Source organism: Paraburkholderia sp. NMBU_R16, from assembly GCF_013282575.1.
Lineage (GTDB): Bacteria > Pseudomonadota > Gammaproteobacteria > Burkholderiales > Burkholderiaceae > Trinickia.
The window spans coordinates 1-19,360 of record NZ_JAAAYE010000072.1 but is presented as its reverse complement, the minus strand read 5'-3'; the positions used below and the strand labels follow the sequence as shown (position 1 = coordinate 19,360).

Below are 19,360 nucleotides of genomic sequence, written 5' to 3'. Positions count from 1 at the left end.
AACGAGCGCGAGCGCGGCGCGGCCCATGCGGGCACGGGCAAGTGAGCATAGTGAGAGACCGACGATGAACGAGCAGCACCTGATCGAGATGGCCAACCGCATCGGCGAGTTCTTCGAATCGATGCCCGATCGCGACGAGGCCCTCGCCGGCATCTCCGAGCACATCCGCTCGTTTTGGGAGCCGCGCATGCGACGCGTCCTACTGAGCGCGCTCGACGAGCCCAGTGCGTCGACGATGCGCGAGATCGTTCGCGAGGCGCTTTGGCTGCGCCGCGCCGAGCTCGAGCCGCGCACCACCGCTTTCGTGACTTCACTTTAGGGAACCCATATGAAGATCTGTGTATATGGCGCCGGCGCGATCGGCGCTTACATGGGCGCACAGCTTGCGCTGGCCGGCGCCGACGTGAGCTTCATCGCGCGCGGCCCTCATCTCGCAGCCATGCAGAAAAATGGCGTCCGGCTTCAGACGGAAGAGGGCGAGCGTGTGGTCAACGTGCGGTGCACGTCCGATCCGCGCGAGCTTGGCGAGCAGGACTATGTCATCGTCGCGCTCAAGGCGCATTCGGTGCCCGGCGTCGTTGACGCCATGCAGCCGCTGCTGGGCGCGAACACGGCGATCGTGACGGCCATCAACGGCATCCCGTATTGGTACTTCTATCGCCACGGCGGCGTATTCGCCGGCACCATGCTCGACAGCGTCGATCCGGGCGGCACGCAATGGAAACGCCTCGGGCCCGAACGCGCGATCGGCTGTGTGCTGTATCCGGCTGCGGAGATCGTCGAGCCCGGTGTCGTACGCCATGTCTACGGCAAGAAATTTCCGATAGGCGAGCCGAGCGGCGAGAAAACCGAGCGTATCCTCGCGTTGCAGGAAATGATGGTGGCCGCCGGCTTCGACGCGCCGATCCGCGACGACATCCGCGATGAAATCTGGCTCAAGCTCTGGGGCAATCTCTGCTTCAACCCGATCAGTGCATTGACGCATGCGACGCTCGACGTCATCACGAGCGACTCCGGCACGCGTGCCGTGTCCCGGACGATGATGCTCGAGGCAAAGTCGATTGCGGATCGCTTCGGAGTGCATTTCCGCGTCGATGTGGAACGGCGCATCGACGGTGCGGGCGCCGTCGGGGCGCACAAAACTTCGATGCTTCAGGATCTCGAGTGCGGCCGTCCGATGGAAATCGATCCGTTGCTGACCGTCGTGCAGGAGATGGGCCGCCTCGTTGGCCAAGCGACCCCGATCATCGACACCGTTCTCGCGTTGATCAAGCTCCGGGAGCAAACGGCGCAGCACGCGCTTGCGCAGACAGAGGCCCGGACCGCTTCGCAGTCACCCGGCGTCACCCAAGGGGCTCGCGCGGCGTAACGCATCATGTAGGAAACTGCTTCCCGGTCGATTCCGATAGCCTCTTTTCTCTCCCGCACACCGTTGCCGCGCATGCGGCGACGGTGTCCGCATCCCGAAGCCCGCCTCATTCCCTTTCTGCCAAGCGATTACCAGCCGACATCCGCGCGGCGCGGTATCCTGTCGGTCGCGCGTCGCTCTGTACTACGCTTGCGTAGGGCTCTTCCACGTGCGCGTGTCGCTGAAACAACGGATCGCGGCGGTTTCGTGAAATATCACATACAAAATATTGACGGGTGCCGCGTCGCAGCATTACCATGGCTACCATCTGATCGAACTTCTCGTGGAGTGGGAAATGGAACTGGTGGAACTTCCGAACTTGTCATTGCTTTCGCTTGCGGCCGTCGGTCTTGGCAGCCTCGCTACCTACTTGATTTCGCAATGGCTGCCCGCATCGGTCGCGGATTTCGCGGCCAAACACGGGCGTTTCGCCGGCCTGGGGGAAATGGAGGGCGCCGGCTTGCACGCTGGGGCGCGCCAGGGGCGGACTCATGAGGCACTGAATGTCGTCAGAACTGCTAACTAAAACTACCGCTTCACCGCTCACGCTTTCGCTGAAATCGATCGGCGCGAGCGTCAGCTTGCGCGATCAGGCTTATGCGATGCTGCGCAAGGCGATTGCGGACGCCGATATCTACGCGACGCGGGAGCCCGTGAGGCTCGACGAGCGCATGCTGAGCGAAACGCTCGGTGTGAGCCGAACGCCGATTCGGGAAGCGATGACGCTGCTCGAACAGGAGGGCTTTTTACGCACGGTGCCGCGCCGAGGGATTTACATCGTGCGAAAGAGTCGGCGCGAGATCGTGGAAATGATCCAGATGTGGGCCGCACTCGAGAGCATGGCGGCGCGTCTCGCGACGCTGCGCGCGACGGACGAGGAAATCGCCGGTTTGCGCCGCATGTTCGACAACTTCCGCGACACGACTCCCGCCGAGCACATCGAAGAGTATTCGGATGCGAACATTGCGTTCCATCAGGCGATCGTCGAGCTATCGAAATCGCAGATCATCCTCGACACGATCAAGAACATCTTCGTGCACGTCCGGGCGATCCGGCGAATGACGATTTCGCAAAGCGACCGTGCCGCGCGCTCGATCGTCGACCACCTGCGCATCATCGAAGCGCTCGAAAAGCGCGATACCGAACTGGCGGAGCGACTCGTCCGTCAACATTCGCTCGATTTGGCCGATTACGTCGACGCGCATTGCGATTTTCTCGACTGATCGCGCGGCCCGGTTTCAGGCGTGCTTCGCGGTCAGCGCGCCTACGCGGGTGATCTGCTCGAGCAATGCCGCGCCTTCGTCGACCAGGAAACGCTTGAAGGCCTCCGCAACGGGAGGCAGGCGTTTGTTCTTGCGGTGCACGACATACCAGTTGAGCATGACGGGGAAGCCTTCGACGTCGAGCACGACGAGATTGCCGACTTGCAACTCGAGACTGATCGTGTGAGCCGACAGGAAAGCGATGCCCATACCGGCGATCACGGCTTGCTTGATCGTCTCGGTACTCTTGATCTCCATGGCCACCTTCGGATGCTCGAGCCTGCCCGCGAGTCCCTCTTGCATCGAATTCCAGGTGTCCGAGCCGCGCTCGCGCACAATGAATGGCTCGTCGGCCAGTTGCGCCATGGTGATGAAGCGTTTCGACGCGAGCGGATGCGTCGGTGCCGCGACGATGACATAGGGATGGGGCGCGAACGGCTCCGTCGTGACATCCATATTGACAGGCGGGCGGACCATGACCGCTAAATCGGTCTGATTCGTCGATAACTGCTGAAGCAATTCCTCGCGGTTGTGGACCGCGAGATTGAATGTCACCCCCGAATAGCGGCGCGTGAACTCGGCCAGCAGACGTGGAAAGAAATAATCGCCCGCGCTGATGACGGCGACGTTGAGCGTACCGCCGGAGATGCCCTTGAGCTGGCTCATCGCTTCGTCCTCCTGCTGAAATTGCTGAAGGATCGTGCGGCTGAACTGCAGCATTTCGGTGCCGGCCGGCGTCAGGTAGATTTTCTTCCCAAGCTGTTCGAAAAGAGGCAACCCTGCGTGCTCTTCCAGTTGAGCGACCTGCGTGGAGACCGCCGGCTGCGTCAGATGAAGCTCCTCTGCGGCACGTGAAAAGCTCAGGAGGCGGGCAACCGTTTCGAAGACCTTCAGCTGGCGAAGCGTTGCATTTCTGATAGTCATGGCCGAAGCGGGTCCATAAGCAAAACTGGATCGTCATCCTAACAAACTTCAGGTTTTCCTAACTTAGCAAAGACCCTATGCGTCCGCCGATTTGGCGACAAAACGATGTCGCACGCATTAGGGATAACACTTGGCAGGACCGGCCCGCCTCGCCAAAGCGGGAGCATCACCATGCCGTAACGGGTTGTGCGGTGGGCTTCGAGCCGTACGCAGGCGGTCCATAAGCGAAAGTGAATCGAGACGGTAACAAACTTTGATTATCGGTAATTCATCGCTGCCCCTAGCATGCGTCTATGCAATCAGGCTTTGTCATCGAACGGGAAAACGCGCATCGGCGTCGCGCCGCACAGCAAGGCGGCACGGGCCCGGGCGCGAGTCTGCCATTCAATGCAGTCTGCCGGTTGCCTTTTTCACTCTTCGCATTAAAGGGCTCAAGCACTCACTCAATTTTAAAAATGATTCATCACGAATGAATGAATTAAGGGTGTAGGCCCGTTGCGCCTCTCGCTTTTCAATAATTAGATGGATGGAGACGAAGCACATGGACGGAAACGCTGCATTTTGGAAGAGCAGGTGGGCTCAGCTATTCATCGGCATGCTCTGTATGGCACTCGTGGCCAACCTACAGTACGCGTGGACACTGTTTGTCGCACCGATGCAGGCGCGGCACCATTGGGAACCAGCGTCGATCCAGCTCGCTTTCTCGATCTTCATTCTGACCGAGACCTGGCTCGTTCCCGTGGAAGGGTGGCTCGTGGACCGCTTCGGACCGCGGCCGGTGGTGGCGGGGGGCGCGGTTTGCGCGGGCTTGGCGTGGGTCATTTATTCGTTTGCCACCACGCTGCCTGAGCTCTATGCAGCCTCGGTCATCGCCGGAGTCGGGGCGGGATGCGTCTATGGTACGTGCGTCGGCAATGCGCTGAAGTGGTTCCCCGATCGCCGCGGCCTTGCCGCGGGGCTCACGGCCGCCGGTTTCGGTGCGGGCGCGGCCGTCACCGTCATTCCTATCGCCAACATGATCACGCGATCGGGCTACGAACACACTTTCTTCTTCTTCGGCATTCTCCAAGGCGCCTCGATCTTCGTGCTCGCCATGCTGCTCGCCAAACCGACGGGCCGAGGCGCGGCCGCGCCCAAGCGCAAGTTCGCGGTCACGAAGGTCGACTACACGCCTGGCCAGATGGCTCGTACGCCGGTCTTCTGGGCCATCTATATCTCGTTCGTCGCTGTGGCGGCCGGCGGGTTGATGGCAACGGCGCAGATCGGGCCGATCGCCAAGGATCTGGGCCTGGCGCGCTTGCCGATGACGCTGTTCGGCCTGACGTTGCCGCTGCTGACGATGACGCTCTCGATCGACAACATCTGCAACGGGTTCACACGGCCGCTGTGCGGGTTCGTCTCGGACAAGATCGGCCGTGAAAATACGATGTTCATCGTCTTCATCGGCGAAGGCCTCGCGCTGCTCGGCCTCATGCAGTACGGCACGAACCCCTACGCCTTCATGACGTTCGCGGCGCTGATCTTCCTGTGCTGGGGCGAAATCTTCTCGATCTTCCCGGCCATATGCGCGGACACGTTCGGCAGCAAATTCGCCGCGGGCAATGCCGGGCTGCTCTATACAGCCAAAGGCACCGCCTCGCTGCTCGTGCCTCTCGCATCGATCCTGGCCTCCGCCGGCGGATGGAACGCGGTGTTCCTGGTGTCGGCCGCCATCACGATCACAGCGGGCGTCGCGGCGAAATTCCTGCTCGCTCCCATGCGCTCGCGTTGGATCGAGGCGCAGGGCGAGGGTGAATCGTTCGTTGCGGCACCGCGTTCGTCGTCGTCGCTGACGCATTGATCGCAGGCTAATGGGCGCCTTGCTCGGTTTCGGGCAAGGCGCCCAATGTTTTTGGGCGGACGGATTGCGCGAGCTCGACTCGCGTGCAGCACCGACAAGCCACGGCAAGCTGCGGCAGGTAACAAGCACCGGCAAGTAACAAGCAACAAAAAACGCCGCGCGATGGATGCGCGGCGTTATGAGAAGAGATTAGGAGTACTGATGAATACCGGATCAGGTGCCAGCGAGCATGGGCAAGCTGTAATCGGTCTGAACCTGCGTATCGCGCGCGCGAACCTGCACGACGGAAGGGCGGTTCGTTTCCAAGTGGATCGCCGTGTCGAGAATCGGCAGCGGCTCGGGGCGCTGCGCGTTCTTCCTCGTCAGGATGGCGTGACTCAGGAATTCTGGGCTGTAGGCCTTGAGCAGATGCGGATGGTGGGTCTCGATATACGTCACGATCCTCGTCGCTTCGTCCTCGATGCTGGCGAGCGATGCAAGCGTGCGCGCATCCCACCGAAAGCGCAGCCCCAACTCCTCGAACGCCATGTTGTAGGCGCACACATGCGCGTGCAGATCGGCCTCGGCCTCGCGCCCCTCGATGAATGCCTGGCTCATAGCCCTTTCCTCCGGATCGATGAATCGGTGAATCGATGATTTGGCTAGAGCATAAAGCGCGAATTTGATAGTCGATAGTTAAAGTTTTATTGGAAAACCATAAGGTAATTCATATGGATACCAACGCCAGCTGCATCGCGGCCATCTCTGCACGACGAACGACGCCTCTCTCCGCGCCCGGCAACTGCATCGGAACGCTTGGGTCTTCGAGATATCTGATATACAGTATTGAGAATATCGAAGAGGCGAGGGGACAGGAAGCCATGGAGAGGGAAGCTGAGAGCCGCGGTGTACCGGCGGCATTGACGTTGGCACCGATCAGCGCGTCGGCATCGCTGCGCGACCAGGCCTACGCGAGCCTGAAGCGTGCGATTGCCGAGACGGACATTTACCGCTCGCGCGAGGCGGTCCGCCTCGACGAGAAGGAGCTCGCCGAGGCGCTCGGCGTAAGTCGTACGCCCGTGCGCGAGGCCATGACGTTGCTCGAACAGGAGGGGTTCTTGCGGACCGTGCCGCGGCGCGGCGTCTATATCCTGCGCAAGACCAAGCGCGAGATCGTCGAGATGATCCATATGTGGGCGGCGCTCGAAAGCATGGCCGCGCGTCTGGCGACGCTGAGGGCGGCCGATGAGGACCTCGCGCGGCTGCGGCGGCTCTTCGACGACTTTGGCGAGACGGCCGCGGCGGACCAGGTCGAGGAGTACTCCGAGGCGAACATCGCGTTTCACCAATCGCTCGTGGAGTTGTCGGATTCGCCGGTGCTCATCGAAACAGTCAAGAACATCTTCATGCATGTGCGTGCTATCAGGCGCATGACGATCGCGCGCAGCGATCGCGCGTCGCGCTCGATCGGCGATCACATGCGAATCATCGAAGCCCTCGAGGCACGCGATACCGAGCGCGCCGAGCGCCTCGTAAGACAGCATTCGCTCGATCTCGCGGCGTTCGTCGAGGCGCATTGCGACTTCCTCGATTGAAGCGGCGGTATCGGTAAAGCAACGGAATCAGGACGAGCTCGAAAGGCGGCTCGCTTGTGCACCTCAACCGGAAAAAGGTCAGCGGTGCATCGCGTCGAACGCTGATGGGCAATCGCAGTGCAGCAGCGTTCAACGGGCGAAAAAAAAGCCTTGAACTAATACTGTGTGTGGAATATTGTATATCACCAGAAACACCAAACATCTGCGCCAAGGAGGCAAGACATGGCAGAAGTCGTTGGGACGATCGAGCCGGAGACGATCCCCGCTACCGAAACACCGCCGATGACCGACGGCTTTCATCTCGTCATCGACGCATTCAAGCTGAACGGCATCGAGACGATTTACGGGTTGCCGGGCATTCCCGTGACTGACCTTGCGCGTCTCGCGCAAGCCGAAGGCATGCGGGTCATCAGCTTCCGACACGAGCAAAACGCGGGCAACGCTGCGGCAGCCGCGGGCTATCTCACGCAAAAGCCAGGGGTTTGCCTGACGGTTTCGGCGCCTGGCTTCCTGAATGGGTTGACTGCACTCGCCAATGCGACGACGAACTGCTTTCCGATGATTCTCGTGAGCGGCTCGAGCGAGCGCGAAATCGTCGATTTGCAGCAGGGCGATTACGAGGAGATGGACCAGCTCAATATCGCGAAGCCGCACGCGAAGGCAGCTTTTCGCGTGCTGCATGCGGAAGACATCGGCATCGGCGTGGCCCGCGCGATTCGCGCGGCCGTGTCGGGCCGTCCCGGCGGTGTTTATCTCGATCTGCCCGCCAAGCTGCTGGCGCAGACGATGGATGCCGCCGCCGGCCGGAAATCGCTCGTGCGCGTGGTCGATGCCGCGCCGCGCCAATTGCCCGCGCCGGAATCGGTGAGCCGGGCGCTCGAGTTGCTCAAGCGCGCCAAGCGTCCGCTGATTCTGCTCGGCAAGGGCGCGGCCTATGCGCAGGCCGACGCCGCCGTTCGCGAGCTCGTCGAGAAATCGGGCATTCCCTATCTGCCGATGTCGATGGCCAAGGGCCTGTTGCCTGACAATCATCCGCAATCGGCGTCCGCGGCGCGCTCTTTCGTGCTCGCCGAATCGGATGTGGTCATGTTGATCGGCGCGCGCTTGAACTGGCTGCTTTCGCATGGCAAGGGCAAGACCTGGGGCAGCCCGAAACAGTTCATTCAGATCGATATCGCTCCGACCGAAATCGACAGCAACGTGGCCATCGCGGCACCGGTGATCGGTGATATCGGCTCGTGCGTCACGGCGCTCGCCGAAGGCATCGGCACGGATTTCCCGAAGCCGGCGGCCGATTGGCTCGCGACCGTGGCCGAACGCAAAAACAAGAACCTGACGAAGATGGCGGCCACACTCGCGGCCGATCCGACGCCGATGAATTTTCACAGCGCGCTGAGCGTGCTGCGCGACGTCGTCAAGGCCAACCCCGACATCACGATCGTCAATGAAGGCGCCAATACGCTCGATTACGCGCGCAGCATCATCGACATGTACCAGCCGCGCAAGCGGCTCGATTGCGGCACGTGGGGAATCATGGGCATCGGCATGGGCTTCGCGGTAGGCGCTGCCGTCGAAACGGGCAAGCAGGTCATCGCGATCGAGGGCGACAGTGCCTTCGGCTTCAGCGGCATGGAAGTCGAGACGATCTGCCGCTACGACCTGCCCGTGTGCATCGTCGTGTTCAACAACAACGGCGTTTATCGCGGCACGGACGTCAACCCGTCGGGCGGAAAAGACGTCGCGCCCACGGTGTTCGTCAAGGGCGCGCGCTACGACAAGATGATGGAAGCGTTCGGTGGCAAGGGCTACCACGTCACGACCACGAAAGCGCTCCAGCAGGCACTCGACGAAGCGATCGCGCTCGGCAAGCCGGTGCTCATCAACGCCGTCATCGACGAATCGGCGGGCACCGAAAGCGGCCGGCTCACCAACCTCAACCCGCAAAGCGCGGCAAGCAAGAAATAACGCTGAGATCCCCATACATCAGGAGAGAAAAAATGAGCCTTCCGTTAGACGGCATCAAGATCATCGATTTCACGCATGTTCAGGCTGGCCCTGCCTGCACGCAGCTGCTCGCCTGGTTCGGTGCGGACGTGATCAAGGTCGAGCGCCCGGGCGCCGGCGACGTGACGCGCAATCAGCTGCGCGACATTCCCGACGCTGACGCGCTGTACTTCACGATGCTCAACAGCAACAAGCGTTCGCTGACGCTCGATACCAAAAAGCCCGAGGGCAAGGCGGTGCTCGAAAAGCTGATCCGCGAATCGGACGTGCTCGTCGAGAACTTCGGCCCCGGCGCGCTCGATCGCATGGGCTTTTCGTGGGAGCGCATCAAGGAGCTCAATCCGAAGATGATCGTGGCGTCGGTCAAAGGCTTCTCGGAGGGGCATCACTACTCCGATCTGAAAGTCTATGAGAACGTCGCCCAGTGCGCGGGCGGCGCCGCCTCGACGACGGGCTTCTGGGACGGCCCGCCGACGATCAGCGCGGCCGCGCTCGGCGATACCAACACCGGTATGCATCTGGCGATCGGCATCCTGACGGCGATCATCGGCCGCCAAAAGACGGGTAAGGGACAAAAGGTGGCGGTCGCGATGCAGGATGCGGTGTTGAACCTGTGCCGCGTCAAACTGCGCGATCAACAGCGTCTCGAGCGCGTGGGCTTCCTGAAGGAGTACCCGCAGTATCCGCACGGCACGTTCACCGACGTCGTACCGCGCGGCGGCAATGCGGGCGGCGGTGGGCAGCCGGGCTGGGTGCTCAAGTGCAAGGGCTGGGAGACGGATCCGAACGCCTATATCTACTTCACGGTCCAGGATCATGCGTGGGAACCGATTTGCCGCGCGCTCGGCCGTCCGGAATGGATCAACGATCCCGACTACATGACGCCCGAGGCCCGTCAGCCGCATATCTTCGACATCTTCGGCAAGATCGAAGAGTGGCTTGCCGACAAGACGAAGTTCGAAGCGGTCGACATTCTGCGCAAGTTCGACATTCCGTGCGCGCCGGTGCTCAGCATGAAAGAGCTCGCTTATGACGAATCGATGCGCAAGACGGGCTCGATCGTCGAAGTGCCGCACAAGGTGCGCGGTACCTACCTGACGGTTGGCAGCCCGATCAAGTTCTCGGATCTGAAGCCCGAGATCACGTCGTCGCCGCTGCTCGGCGAGCACACGGAGGAGGTTCTGCAGCAGCTTGGTTATACCCGGGAACAGATCTCCCACATGAAGGAGATCGGTGCCGTCTGACGGTCTGCCGAGAGCGGCGGGGGCGGTCGATATACTGCCCCCGTCAATACGAATGGGATATGCGCCATGAAAACGACAGTCGATTTGCAGCAGTTGGTTTCGGTTATCGGCGATGCGGTCGTCGTCTCCGACGCCGAGGGCAGCATCACGTTGTGGAACCCCGCGGCCGAGCGCATGTTCGGCTTCACGGAGCAAGAGGCGCTCGGCCAGTCGCTCGATCTGATTATCCCTCAACGCTTGCAGCAGCGTCATTGGGACGGTTATCGGAAGACGATGGAGACGGGCCAGACGCGCTACGGCAACGACGTGTTGAAGGTACCGGCCGTGCACAAGGATGGCCGTGCGCTATCGATCGCGTTCACGGTCGCGCTGCTTCGTTCGGCTGAGGGCGCATTGACGGGGATCGTCGCGGTCATTCGCGACGAGACGAGCCGCTTTCAGGAAGATCGCAATTTGCGCAAAAGGCTCGCCGAGCTCGAAGCGCGCGCTGGCGCGTGAAGCGCGGCGCGGTCGGCAAGCCGCACGCGATGCGGGAGAGCACAACGATGGGGCGTGCGATGCAAGTGGAAATACTGGGCCGGTATCGGCTCGAGCTGTCGGCGAGGCAACTGATCGACAACGGCGGATGGACGGCCTTCGCGGCGGTGCGCGATGCAGCGGACGGCGAGCCGCAGGAGCACGTGAGTCTGCTGCCGTTTCAGCGGGTCGTCGACGATGCGGTCTTCGCGAGCGAAGCCGCCGCGCTCGCGGCGGCGCGCCGGGCCGCGATGGCGCTCGTCGTCTCCGCCGGATCGTCGAGCTGACGGATTCGCACACCGCCGACCGACTGGGGATGCGGCACCTTGCGCCGTCGCAATCGGCGCTGATCGATACGAATGAATATTGGAGACAGGAAGTGGGCAAGGCATTGAAGGGGGTGCGTGTCCTCGATTTCACGCATGTGCAGTCCGGGCCAACCTGCACGCAGCTACTGGCCTGGTTTGGCGCGGACGTCATCAAGGTCGAGCGGGCAGGAGCGGGCGACGTCACGCGCGAACAACTGCGCGACATTCCCGATGCCGACAGTCTTTACTTCACGATGCTCAATCACAACAAGCGTTCGGTGACCATCGACGCGAAGCATCCCGAAGGCAAGAAAGTGCTCGAGGCATTGATCCGGAAATGCGATGTGCTCGTCGAGAACTTCGCGCCGGGCGCGCTCGAGCGCATGGGCTTCGGCTGGGAGCGCATACAGGAATTGAATCCTCGCATGATCCTCGCGTCGGTCAAGGGCTTCGGGCCGGGACCGTACGAGGACTGCAAGGTCTATGAAAACGTCGCCCAGTGCGTGGGCGGCGCGGCGTCGACTACGGGTTTCGACGATGGGCCACCCGTCGTCAGCGGCGCGCAGATCGGCGATAGCGGCACCGGGCTGCATCTCGCGCTCGGCATCGTGACGGCGCTTTACCAGCGCACCGTGACGGGCCGCGGACAGTATGTGCTGGCGGCCATGCAAGACGCCGTCCTCAATCTTTGCCGCGTGAAGCTGCGCGATCAGCAGCGCCTGAATCGGACCGGTGTGCTGCGCGAGTATCCACAGCATCCCACGGGCACCTTCGGTCCGGCCGTGCCGCGTGCGGGCAATGCGTCGGGCGGCGGCCAACCGGGCTGGATCCTGCGTTGCAAGGACTGGGAGTGGGACTACAACGCCTACATCTATTTCATTGCACAGGCGCCCGTGTGGGGCAAGATCTGCAACGTCATCGGCAAGGAAGAGTGGGTCACCGATCCCGACTATGCGACCCCCGATGCGCGGTTGCCGCGACTCAAGGAGATCTTCGCCGAAATCGAACGCTGGACCATGAGCAAGACCAAGGTCGAGGCGATGCAGATCCTGAACCGATACGACATCCCGTGCGGTCCGGTGTTGTCGATGAAGGAGATCGCGGAGGACGAGTCGCTGCGCAAGACGGGCACGATCGTCGAAGTCGATCACCCGGTACGCGGGCCGTATCTGAGCGTCGGCAACCCGATCAAGCTCTCGGACAGCCCGACCGTCGTCACGCGCTCTCCACTGCTTGGCGAGCATACGGACGAGGTCATGGCGGAGCTCGGATTTTCGGCCGATCAGATTGCGGAGCTGCGCGCGGCAGGCGCGATCTGATCGGAAACGCACCGGCGACATGCGGCGGCCCGCTCGGCGGGCCGCGCATCGCGCCGCGTTGCAACGGGCGAGCATTGCGTCGCATCGCATCGCATCGCATCGGCTCGCCCGACAAGCCCAATTCAACTTCAGGAGATATCCCGATGAGTTCGTGGATACGCTTTCACTCGTCCGACGGAACCGTCGGCTTCGGTGTACTCGAAGACGATTGCGTGGCCGAGTACGAGGGCGATATGTTCGGCGCGGCTCGTGCGACCGGGTCGCGGCGGCGGCTCGAGGACGTGCGGCTCGTGAGCCCGTGCGCGCCGACCAAGATAATCGCCTTATGGAACAACTTTTACGCGCTGGCCGAAAAGCTCGGCAAGGCGGCGCCCTCGCATCCGCTGTTTCTGATCAAGCCGCCGATGTCCGTGATCGGCCCGGGGCAACCGATCCGGCGGCCGACCGGCTACAGCGGCAAGATCGCTTATGAGGGTGAACTCGGCATCGTGATCGGCCGACAATGCCGCGACGTGTCCGTCGACGAGGCCGCTGCGTGCATCTTCGGCTATACCTGCATCAACGATGTCACGGCTGTCGAACTGCTCAACGAAGATCCCAACTTCGCACAATGGTGCAGGGCCAAGGGATTCGACACGTTCAGTTGTATCGGCCCGGCCATCCGCACGGATTTCGACTGGCGCAACGCGCATGTCGTGACGCGTCTCGACGATGTGGAGCGGCAGAACTATCCGCTGTCGGACATGATTTTTTCGCCCGAGGCACAGGTGAGCATGATCTCTCATGACATGACGCTGATGCCGGGCGATGTCATCGCGTGCGGCACATCCGTCGGCGTGGGCTCCATCAAGGATGGTGCCGAAGTCACCGTGTCGATCGAGGGCATCGGCGCCTTGTCCAACGTGCTTGGCGCGAGGGGCTGACATGGCGATGACCCTTGCGGTGCCGAAAGAAGTGCATCCGGGCGAGCGGCGCGTCGCCGCCACGCCCGAGACGGTCGCACAATTGCGCAAGCTCGGCTATGAAGTGAGCGTCGAAACGGGAGCGGGTGCGGCGGCCGCGTTCGACGACGAAGCATATCGCGCGGCGGGTGCTCGGATCGTTAGCGATGCGCGCGCCCTTTGGAATGAGGCCGATGTCGTCATCAAGGTGCGGCCGCCCGAGCACCATCCGGCGCTCGGGGTCGACGAGGCCACCCTCCTCAGACCGGGCGCGACGTTGATCGGCTTTGTCTGGCCCGCGCAGCATTCCTCGCTCGTCGATGCGCTGGCCGCTCGCGGTGCCAATGCGCTCGCGATGGATTGCGTGCCGCGCATTTCGCGCGCGCAAAAGCTCGATGCGCTGAGTTCGATGGCGAACATGGCCGGCTATCGCGCGGTGATCGAAGCCGCGCATCGCTTCGGTCGGCTCTTTACCGGTCAGATCACGGCCGCGGGCAAGATGCCGCCCGCGAAGGTCATGATCATCGGCGCCGGCGTGGCGGGTCTTGCCGCGATCGGCGCGGCGCGCGGGCTCGGCGCGATCGTGCGCGCATTCGATACGCGCCCGGAGGTCGAGCAGCAGGTGCAGAGTCTCGGCGCCGAGTTTCTGACCGTCGACATCGACGAGGAGGGCAGCGGGGCAGGCGGCTACGCGAAAGAGATGAGTGCGCGCTTCATCGAAGCGGAGATGGCGTTGTTCGCGGCGCAGGCCAAGGAAATCGACATCATCGTCACGACCGCATTGATTCCCGGCAAGCCGGCACCGAAGCTGGTCACCCGGCAGATGGTCGAATCGATGCGCCCCGGCAGCGTGATCGTCGATATGGCGGCCGAGCAGGGCGGCAACTGCGAGCTGACGAAGCCGGGCGAGGCCGTCGTCGAACACGGTGTGACCATCGTCGGCTATACCGATTTGCCGAGCCGCATGGCAACCCAATCGAGCCAGCTCTATGCCACCAACATCCGGCATTTGCTGACCGATCTGACGCCGCAAAAAGACGGCATATTGCAAATCGATATGGACGACGAGGTCGTGCGCGGCACCACGGTGGTCCACGCGGGCAAGCTCACCTGGCCGCCGCCCGCACCGAAGCAGCCCGCCGTCGCGCTGCATCGCCCCGCGCCGGGCGCGGTACCGCATGGGGTGGCTGGGATGGCCGACAAGGGCGAAGCCGGAGCGGCCGCGCGTGCGTCGCGCGCAGCTTCGGCCGTGCTGCTGGGCATCGCCGTGCTGGCGCTTCTGGCGTTGGGTGCGCTCGCGCCGTCTTCATTCGTCTCGCATCTGACCGTGTTCGTGCTGGCCGTTTTCGTGGGCTATCAGGTCATCTGGAACGTGACGCCCGCGCTGCATACGCCGTTGATGAGCGTGACCAATGCGATCAGCGGAATCATCGTCATCGGCGCACTCCTGCAGCTTGGCACCGGCAACGCGCTCGTGACCGTGCTGGGCGGCATTGCGCTCTTTGTCGCGACGATCAACATCGCTGGCGGGTTCCTCGTCACACAACGGATGCTGAAGATGTTTCAGCGCAATTCATAAGGAGACCTGAGCGATGCTCAATGGAATCGGCAATATCGCGTATCTGGGCGCGAGCACGCTGTTCATCCTGAGCCTGCGCGGGCTCAGCCATCCGGTCAGCGCACGGCGCGGCAATCTCTATGGGATGCTCGGCATGCTCGTCGCGATTGCCGCGACGCTCTTGATTGCGCCGGGCGTGAGCCTCGCGGTCGTGCTCGTATGCGCGGCAGCGGGCGCCGCCCTGGGGGCGCTCCTCGCCAAGCGCGTCGAAATGACGCAAATGCCTCAGCTCGTGGCCGTGCTGCACAGCTTCGTGGGACTGGCCGCCGTCGTGACGGCCGTCAACAGCTATTTGGCACCGCTGGCCGGGCTCGCGGGCGCGGCGCGCGCGATCCACGAATGCGAGATCTATCTCGGCGCGCTGATCGGCATGGTCACATTCACGGGCTCGATCGTGGCTTTCCTCAAACTGCAAGGCACGCTCGGCGGCAAGCCGCTCATCCTACCGGGGCGGCATGCACTGAACCTCGGCATCGTGGCTGTCGCGCTTGCGCTCGGTTACCGGTTTCTCACGGCACCGTCGGCCGATGCCGGGTTGTTCGCGCTGCTGACGATGATCGTCTTTGCAGGTGCGCTGGGCGTCCACCTCGTCATGGCCATCGGCGGCGCGGATATGCCCGTCGTGGTATCGATGCTCAACAGCTATTCGGGGTGGGCCGCGGCGGCCACGGGCTTCATGCTCGATAACGATCTGCTCATCACCACGGGTGCGCTCGTGGGTTCGAGCGGTGCGATTCTGAGCTACATCATGTGCCGCGCGATGAATCGCAGTTTCATTTCGGTGATTCTCGGGGGCTTCGGCACGACGAGCGCCGCGAGCAGTGCCCAGGCTGCCGGCGAAGTCGTGGCCGCGACGGTGGACGAAGTGGGCGCGTTGCTGCGCGACGCGTCGGACGTCATCATCGTGCCCGGCTATGGCATGGCGGTCGCGCAGGCACAATCGACCATCAGCGAAATCACGCGCAAGCTGACTTCGATGGGCGTGAAAGTGCGCTTCGGTATTCATCCGGTTGCCGGTCGTTTGCCCGGACATATGAACGTGCTGCTTGCCGAGGCCAAGGTACCGTACGACATCGTGCTCGAGATGGAGGAGATCAACGACGATTTCGCGCACGCCGACGTGGTGCTCGTGATTGGCGCGAACGACATCGTCAATCCCGGCGCGCTCGAAGATCCCGCCAGTCCGATCGCGGGCATGCCCGTGCTCGAAGTCTGGAAAGCGCGCACGGTTGTCGTTTCGAAGCGCAGCATGGCTTCGGGGTACGCGGGCGTCGACAATCCGCTCTTTTACAAGGACAACACACGCATGTTGTTCGGCGACGCCAAAGCCAGCGTCGATGCGTTGCTGCAAGCGCTCGCGGCCTGAACCGGTCCCGCCGGCTGGCTCAAAAAGCGCTTGCGGGCAGGCAAAATGGGTGCGTATAATCGCGGGCTTCGCTCTTGCGCAATGTGGGCCGGGCGGTGAAGAAGAAAATACTTCACAAACGCGGCACACGAAGATAGAATGGCGATCTTCGCTTTTGACGAAAAGTCGATCGCGGCCGGCAATAGAGCAGTAGTTCGAGCAGTAACGTGAGAATTTTGTCCCCTTCGTCTAGAGGCCTAGGACATCACCCTTTCACGGTGAGTACAGGGGTTCGAATCCCCTAGGGGACGCCAGACATCGGCGGTGCTGACGAAGCGCCGCAGCTCGTGAGACGAGACCGACGCTCGCGAGTATGATGCAAAGAACGTGGAGTGGTAGTTCAGTCGGTTAGAATACCGGCCTGTCACGCCGGGGGTCGCGGGTTCGAGTCCCGTCCACTCCGCCAGACAAAGCCCGTTCAGTTCATGCTTGAACGGGCTTTTTTAATAGAAGTGCAAGCTGTACGTTGTCCCCTTCGTCTAGAGGCCTAGGACATCACCCTTTCACGGTGAGTACAGGGGTTCGAATCCCCTAGGGGACGCCAAACATCGCGGTGCTGCTGAAAAAGCGCGCCGCAGCGCCAGAGACAAGACCGACACTCTGGGGCCACGATGCAAGACTGGAGTGGTAGTTCAGTCGGTTAGAATACCGGCCTGTCACGCCGGGGGTCGCGGGTTCGAGTCCCGTCCACTCCGCCAAAATGAAGAAAGCCCGTTCGAGCATGCGTTCGAACGGGCTTTTTTTTATCCACTCGCCCAATCTACGGCGAAAGCGCAGCGCCGGGAAATTCTCGGTTGCCAGCCGCGTCGCCCTGGCTTACCGTGTCTGGGATAGCTCCCTCGTTCCGGCTGCGATGTTCGACCCCTCCGATGCCCCGTTGCCGTTTCATCTGCGCGAAGCCGTGCCTGACGACTTCGTCTTTGCGGAAGCGCTGACCCGTTCGAACATGAACGGTTACTACGAGCGCCATCACCTGGTCTGGCGGGCCGATCTGTTCTACGCGAGCTGGTGCGAATCGGAGAATTTCGTCCTCGAGTCGGACGGCGAGCCGATCGGCGTGCTGCGGATGACGGAAGAAGGCGATTCGCTTCATATTCGCGACGTGCAGATCGCCGCTGGTCATCGGCGTCAGGGCGCCGGCACCTTCTTGCTGAGAACTTGCCACCGATGGGCACGCGAACGCGGCTTGCAGGAACTGCAATTGCGTGTTTTCGTCGATAACCCGGCCGCGCGGCTCTATCTGCGTATGGGTTACCGGAGCGCCGGCCCTCGGCTGGCACAGTTCGGCGCAATCCGGCATATGACGCGGCGCGTCTGAGCGGCGCTTCTCCCACCGAGCGCAATGCTCAGCGCTGCGACATGCCTTCGGTCGCATCCTCGATTTCGTCGTCGGCCTCCCCAGGAGGTTCCTCGGTGCGTTCATGGCCGCGCACCATGAATGCGCGCGGGCTTTCGCCGAACGCGCGCCGGAACATCGCCGAAAACGCGCTTTGGCTCTGATAACCGAGTTCGCGCGCGATCCGCGAAAGCGCGAGCCCTTGGTTGAGCAAAGGAATGGCGCGTGCGAGGACCGCTTGCTGTCGCCACTGGGAGAAGCTCATGCCGAGCTCCTGCCGAAAAAGGCGCGCGATCGTGCGCGTGCTGGCGCCCACGCTCGCAGCCCAGTATTCGAGCGAATCGGTATTGCCCGGATTCGTGAGCAGCGCTTCGCATAATGCACGGAGCCGTTTTTCGCGCGGCATCGGGACCGAGAGCGGCAACGGGGCAGCGCGGGCAAGCTCGTCGAGCGCGAGCTCGCCGAGCAGCTTCTCGCGAGCCGGCGCGAGATCGGCCATATCCATCGCCGCAATGACCTCGCGCAACAGACACGAGACCTCCATGACACGGCAGCTCTCGAGCCCCGCGGGAACCGCGGACTCGTCGATATAGAGTGTGCGCATGTAGGCCTCCTCGACGACGACCACTTCATGCGGTACATGCGGCGGTACCCAGATAGCTCTCGATGGCGGCACGATCCAGCTACTGCTCTCGATCGCGAGCCGCAATACGCCGCGCGGGGCGTAGGCCAGCTGTGCCCACGCATGCATGTGCATGGTGATGCGTTCGCCGGCCGGCATGGGCCGCGAACGGACACGGATCGGACGGGCGCGCGTCGGTGCGAATTCGGGCGGAATGTCGACGAAATGCACGCGCGCAGCGGGCGGTGCCAAGGCTCGTGAGGTCATGGTTGCGTTAGCATACTATCGCTCTCGGGGGACCGGCATGCATAATGCATGTCCGGCGCGAGCGGCGACCGGGCACCGGCGTATGAACGAGTAAGGCACCGGAACAGTGGGGTGAAGATGGTACACGTTTTCGTATATGGCACTTTGCGCGAAGGCGAGGTGAACGACATCGGCCAGGCCGCCGCGCGTCACGGGCTGCCGGCCCCACGGCTCCTCGGCGCAGCTTCCGTGCAGGGGCGGCTATACGATTTCGGCAGCTATCCAGGACTTGTGCCGGACCCCGAGGCTCCCGCCGTGCACGGCGACGTCTACGAGATCGACGATGCGCTCGTGCCGGTGCTCAACGAGATCGAGGAGGTCTATCCCGGCGTCGAGGGCTTGTTTCGCCTGCGCGAGATCGGCGTCAACGTTGCTGGACGGGAACTGCGGTGTTTGTTCTATCCGGTGGCGGCGGAGTCCGTCGCCGAGCGCTTGCCAATTCGCGCAGGCGACTGGGTCCGCTACCGCCTCGCACGCGACGCGGCACCCGAGCTCCGCTATGGCAGCTGAGCGTAGCTGACAGCAACGGTCCCGGGGCGCGAAGCGATCGCCGGATCAGATCTCCTCGTAGAGCGGCAAGGTCAGGAATTCGGTGAACTGCTCCGATTGTGGCGCGACAATCTGGATGAGAGACGCGCGACAAACAAGATGAGAATGTCGCGGCGAGGTTGATGATGCCGATGTTGATTGACGCTGACAAGCGTTTGTTGATTGACGCTCGGCGCATGTTGCA

The 19,360-nt window shown here is 62.5% G+C and carries 19 protein-coding genes and 4 tRNA genes; 20 read left to right on the top strand and 3 right to left on the bottom strand.

The annotated features are described in order from the left end of the window. The first annotated feature begins 64 nt into the window (after positions 1-64). From GWC77_RS24450 to GWC77_RS24435, 4 genes are all read left to right on the top strand, one after another. Positions 65-319, top strand: coding sequence for a formate dehydrogenase subunit delta (locus GWC77_RS24450; RefSeq protein ID WP_173261182.1), 255 nt, complete (start codon positions 65-67; stop codon positions 317-319). Between the two features lie 9 nt (positions 320-328). Then, positions 329-1,369, top strand: coding sequence for a 2-dehydropantoate 2-reductase (locus GWC77_RS24445; RefSeq protein WP_173261180.1), 1,041 nt, complete (start codon positions 329-331; stop codon positions 1,367-1,369). Positions 1,370-1,703: 334 nt separating this feature from the next. Then, positions 1,704-1,934, top strand: a complete 231-nt coding sequence (locus GWC77_RS24440) for a hypothetical protein (RefSeq protein WP_217283396.1) — start codon at positions 1,704-1,706, stop codon at positions 1,932-1,934. Beyond that, positions 1,912-2,631, top strand: a complete 720-nt coding sequence (locus tag GWC77_RS24435; RefSeq protein WP_173261178.1) for a GntR family transcriptional regulator — start codon at positions 1,912-1,914, stop codon at positions 2,629-2,631. The genes GWC77_RS24440 and GWC77_RS24435 overlap by 23 nt, the downstream gene beginning before the upstream one ends. 15 nt (positions 2,632-2,646) lie before the next feature. On the opposite strand, the gene GWC77_RS24430 is transcribed toward GWC77_RS24435, so the two are convergent. Next, positions 2,647-3,594 (bottom strand): LysR family transcriptional regulator, encoded by a 948-nt coding sequence (locus tag GWC77_RS24430; RefSeq protein WP_173261175.1) that lies wholly within the window; start codon positions 3,592-3,594, stop codon positions 2,647-2,649. 541 nt (positions 3,595-4,135) lie between these two features. Here GWC77_RS24430 and oxlT point away from each other — a divergent pair. Further along, positions 4,136-5,434, top strand: coding sequence for an oxalate/formate MFS antiporter (gene oxlT, locus GWC77_RS24425; protein ID WP_254367144.1), 1,299 nt, complete (start codon positions 4,136-4,138; stop codon positions 5,432-5,434). Positions 5,435-5,647: 213 nt separating this feature from the next. On the opposite strand, the gene GWC77_RS24420 is transcribed toward oxlT, so the two are convergent. Then, positions 5,648-6,031 carry a hypothetical protein gene (locus GWC77_RS24420; RefSeq protein ID WP_173261171.1) on the bottom strand — a complete coding sequence of 128 codons (384 nt, stop codon included), beginning with the start codon at positions 6,029-6,031 and terminating at the stop codon, positions 5,648-5,650. Between the two features lie 263 nt (positions 6,032-6,294). Here GWC77_RS24420 and GWC77_RS24415 point away from each other — a divergent pair, with 263 nt between their 5' ends. The 14 genes from GWC77_RS24415 (at position 6,295) to GWC77_RS24350 (ending at position 17,681) form a co-directional block, all read left to right on the top strand. After that, positions 6,295-7,008 (top strand): GntR family transcriptional regulator, encoded by a 714-nt coding sequence (locus GWC77_RS24415; protein WP_173261169.1) that lies wholly within the window; start codon positions 6,295-6,297, stop codon positions 7,006-7,008. Positions 7,009-7,230: 222 nt separating this feature from the next. Further along, positions 7,231-8,973 (top strand): oxalyl-CoA decarboxylase, encoded by a 1,743-nt coding sequence (gene oxc / locus GWC77_RS24410; protein ID WP_173261167.1) that lies wholly within the window; start codon positions 7,231-7,233, stop codon positions 8,971-8,973. A gap of 32 nt (positions 8,974-9,005) precedes the next feature. Next, positions 9,006-10,256, top strand: coding sequence for a formyl-CoA transferase (frc, locus tag GWC77_RS24405; protein ID WP_173261165.1), 1,251 nt, complete (start codon positions 9,006-9,008; stop codon positions 10,254-10,256). A 66-nt stretch (positions 10,257-10,322) separates the two neighbouring features. Continuing rightward, on the top strand, positions 10,323-10,754 hold the full coding sequence (locus GWC77_RS24400) for a PAS domain-containing protein (RefSeq protein WP_173261163.1): 432 nt from the start codon (positions 10,323-10,325) through the stop codon (positions 10,752-10,754). A 59-nt stretch (positions 10,755-10,813) separates the two neighbouring features. After that, on the top strand, positions 10,814-11,059 hold the full coding sequence (locus tag GWC77_RS24395; RefSeq protein WP_173261161.1) for a hypothetical protein: 246 nt from the start codon (positions 10,814-10,816) through the stop codon (positions 11,057-11,059). 92 nt (positions 11,060-11,151) lie between these two features. Continuing rightward, positions 11,152-12,399, top strand: a complete 1,248-nt coding sequence (gene frc / locus GWC77_RS24390) for a formyl-CoA transferase (protein WP_173261186.1) — start codon at positions 11,152-11,154, stop codon at positions 12,397-12,399. 143 nt (positions 12,400-12,542) lie between these two features. After that, positions 12,543-13,322 carry a fumarylacetoacetate hydrolase family protein gene (locus GWC77_RS24385; protein ID WP_173261159.1) on the top strand — a complete coding sequence of 260 codons (780 nt, stop codon included), beginning with the start codon at positions 12,543-12,545 and terminating at the stop codon, positions 13,320-13,322. A gap of 1 nt (position 13,323) precedes the next feature. Then, positions 13,324-14,919, top strand: a complete 1,596-nt coding sequence (locus GWC77_RS24380) for a Re/Si-specific NAD(P)(+) transhydrogenase subunit alpha (RefSeq protein ID WP_173261157.1) — start codon at positions 13,324-13,326, stop codon at positions 14,917-14,919. A gap of 13 nt (positions 14,920-14,932) precedes the next feature. Then, complete coding sequence (locus GWC77_RS24375) at positions 14,933-16,324, top strand: NAD(P)(+) transhydrogenase (Re/Si-specific) subunit beta (RefSeq protein WP_173261155.1); 1,392 nt, start codon at positions 14,933-14,935, stop codon at positions 16,322-16,324. Positions 16,325-16,541: 217 nt separating this feature from the next. Continuing rightward, positions 16,542-16,617: transfer RNA gene (locus GWC77_RS24370), tRNA-Glu, on the top strand. 75 nt (positions 16,618-16,692) lie between these two features. Beyond that, positions 16,693-16,769 (top strand) — tRNA-Asp (locus GWC77_RS24365). Positions 16,770-16,831: 62 nt separating this feature from the next. After that, positions 16,832-16,907, top strand: a tRNA-Glu gene (locus GWC77_RS24360). Between the two features lie 77 nt (positions 16,908-16,984). Continuing rightward, positions 16,985-17,061: transfer RNA gene (locus tag GWC77_RS24355), tRNA-Asp, on the top strand. 155 nt (positions 17,062-17,216) lie between these two features. Continuing rightward, positions 17,217-17,681: a GNAT family N-acetyltransferase gene (locus GWC77_RS24350; RefSeq protein WP_173261153.1), complete on the top strand. Its 465-nt coding sequence runs from the start codon at positions 17,217-17,219 to the stop codon at positions 17,679-17,681. A gap of 28 nt (positions 17,682-17,709) precedes the next feature. On the opposite strand, the gene GWC77_RS24345 is transcribed toward GWC77_RS24350, so the two are convergent. Further along, a complete protein-coding gene (locus GWC77_RS24345; RefSeq protein ID WP_173261151.1) occupies positions 17,710-18,588 on the bottom strand; it encodes a helix-turn-helix domain-containing protein in 879 nt (292 codons plus the stop codon). A 117-nt stretch (positions 18,589-18,705) separates the two neighbouring features. On the opposite strand from GWC77_RS24345, the gene GWC77_RS24340 reads away from it, so the two are divergent. Continuing rightward, positions 18,706-19,137 (top strand): gamma-glutamylcyclotransferase, encoded by a 432-nt coding sequence (locus GWC77_RS24340; protein WP_173261184.1) that lies wholly within the window; start codon positions 18,706-18,708, stop codon positions 19,135-19,137. The last annotated feature ends 223 nt before the right edge of the window (positions 19,138-19,360 follow it).

What these genes read in the sequence shown, in the direction of transcription:
- GWC77_RS24415 (WP_173261169.1), top strand. Translation starts at nt 6,295, where the DNA reads ATGGAGAGGGAAGCTGAGAGCCGCGGTGTACCGGCGGCATTGACGTTG.
- frc (WP_173261165.1), top strand. Translation starts at nt 9,006, where the DNA reads ATGAGCCTTCCGTTAGACGGCATCAAGATCATCGATTTCACGCATGTT.
- GWC77_RS24445 (WP_173261180.1), top strand. Translation starts at nt 329, where the DNA reads ATGAAGATCTGTGTATATGGCGCCGGCGCGATCGGCGCTTACATGGGC.
- GWC77_RS24420 (WP_173261171.1), bottom strand. Translation starts at nt 6,031, where the DNA reads ATGAGCCAGGCATTCATCGAGGGGCGCGAGGCCGAGGCCGATCTGCAC.
- GWC77_RS24450 (WP_173261182.1), top strand. Translation starts at nt 65, where the DNA reads ATGAACGAGCAGCACCTGATCGAGATGGCCAACCGCATCGGCGAGTTC.
- oxc (WP_173261167.1), top strand. Translation starts at nt 7,231, where the DNA reads ATGGCAGAAGTCGTTGGGACGATCGAGCCGGAGACGATCCCCGCTACC.
- GWC77_RS24395 (WP_173261161.1), top strand. Translation starts at nt 10,814, where the DNA reads ATGCAAGTGGAAATACTGGGCCGGTATCGGCTCGAGCTGTCGGCGAGG.
- GWC77_RS24440 (WP_217283396.1), top strand. Translation starts at nt 1,704, where the DNA reads ATGGAACTGGTGGAACTTCCGAACTTGTCATTGCTTTCGCTTGCGGCC.
- GWC77_RS24400 (WP_173261163.1), top strand. Translation starts at nt 10,323, where the DNA reads ATGAAAACGACAGTCGATTTGCAGCAGTTGGTTTCGGTTATCGGCGAT.
- GWC77_RS24345 (WP_173261151.1), bottom strand. Translation starts at nt 18,588, where the DNA reads ATGACCTCACGAGCCTTGGCACCGCCCGCTGCGCGCGTGCATTTCGTC.
- GWC77_RS24380 (WP_173261157.1), top strand. Translation starts at nt 13,324, where the DNA reads ATGGCGATGACCCTTGCGGTGCCGAAAGAAGTGCATCCGGGCGAGCGG.
- GWC77_RS24385 (WP_173261159.1), top strand. Translation starts at nt 12,543, where the DNA reads ATGAGTTCGTGGATACGCTTTCACTCGTCCGACGGAACCGTCGGCTTC.
- GWC77_RS24435 (WP_173261178.1), top strand. Translation starts at nt 1,912, where the DNA reads ATGTCGTCAGAACTGCTAACTAAAACTACCGCTTCACCGCTCACGCTT.
- GWC77_RS24350 (WP_173261153.1), top strand. Translation starts at nt 17,217, where the DNA reads ATGTTCGACCCCTCCGATGCCCCGTTGCCGTTTCATCTGCGCGAAGCC.
- GWC77_RS24340 (WP_173261184.1), top strand. Translation starts at nt 18,706, where the DNA reads ATGGTACACGTTTTCGTATATGGCACTTTGCGCGAAGGCGAGGTGAAC.
- GWC77_RS24375 (WP_173261155.1), top strand. Translation starts at nt 14,933, where the DNA reads ATGCTCAATGGAATCGGCAATATCGCGTATCTGGGCGCGAGCACGCTG.
- GWC77_RS24430 (WP_173261175.1), bottom strand. Translation starts at nt 3,594, where the DNA reads ATGACTATCAGAAATGCAACGCTTCGCCAGCTGAAGGTCTTCGAAACG.
- oxlT (WP_254367144.1), top strand. Translation starts at nt 4,136, where the DNA reads ATGGACGGAAACGCTGCATTTTGGAAGAGCAGGTGGGCTCAGCTATTC.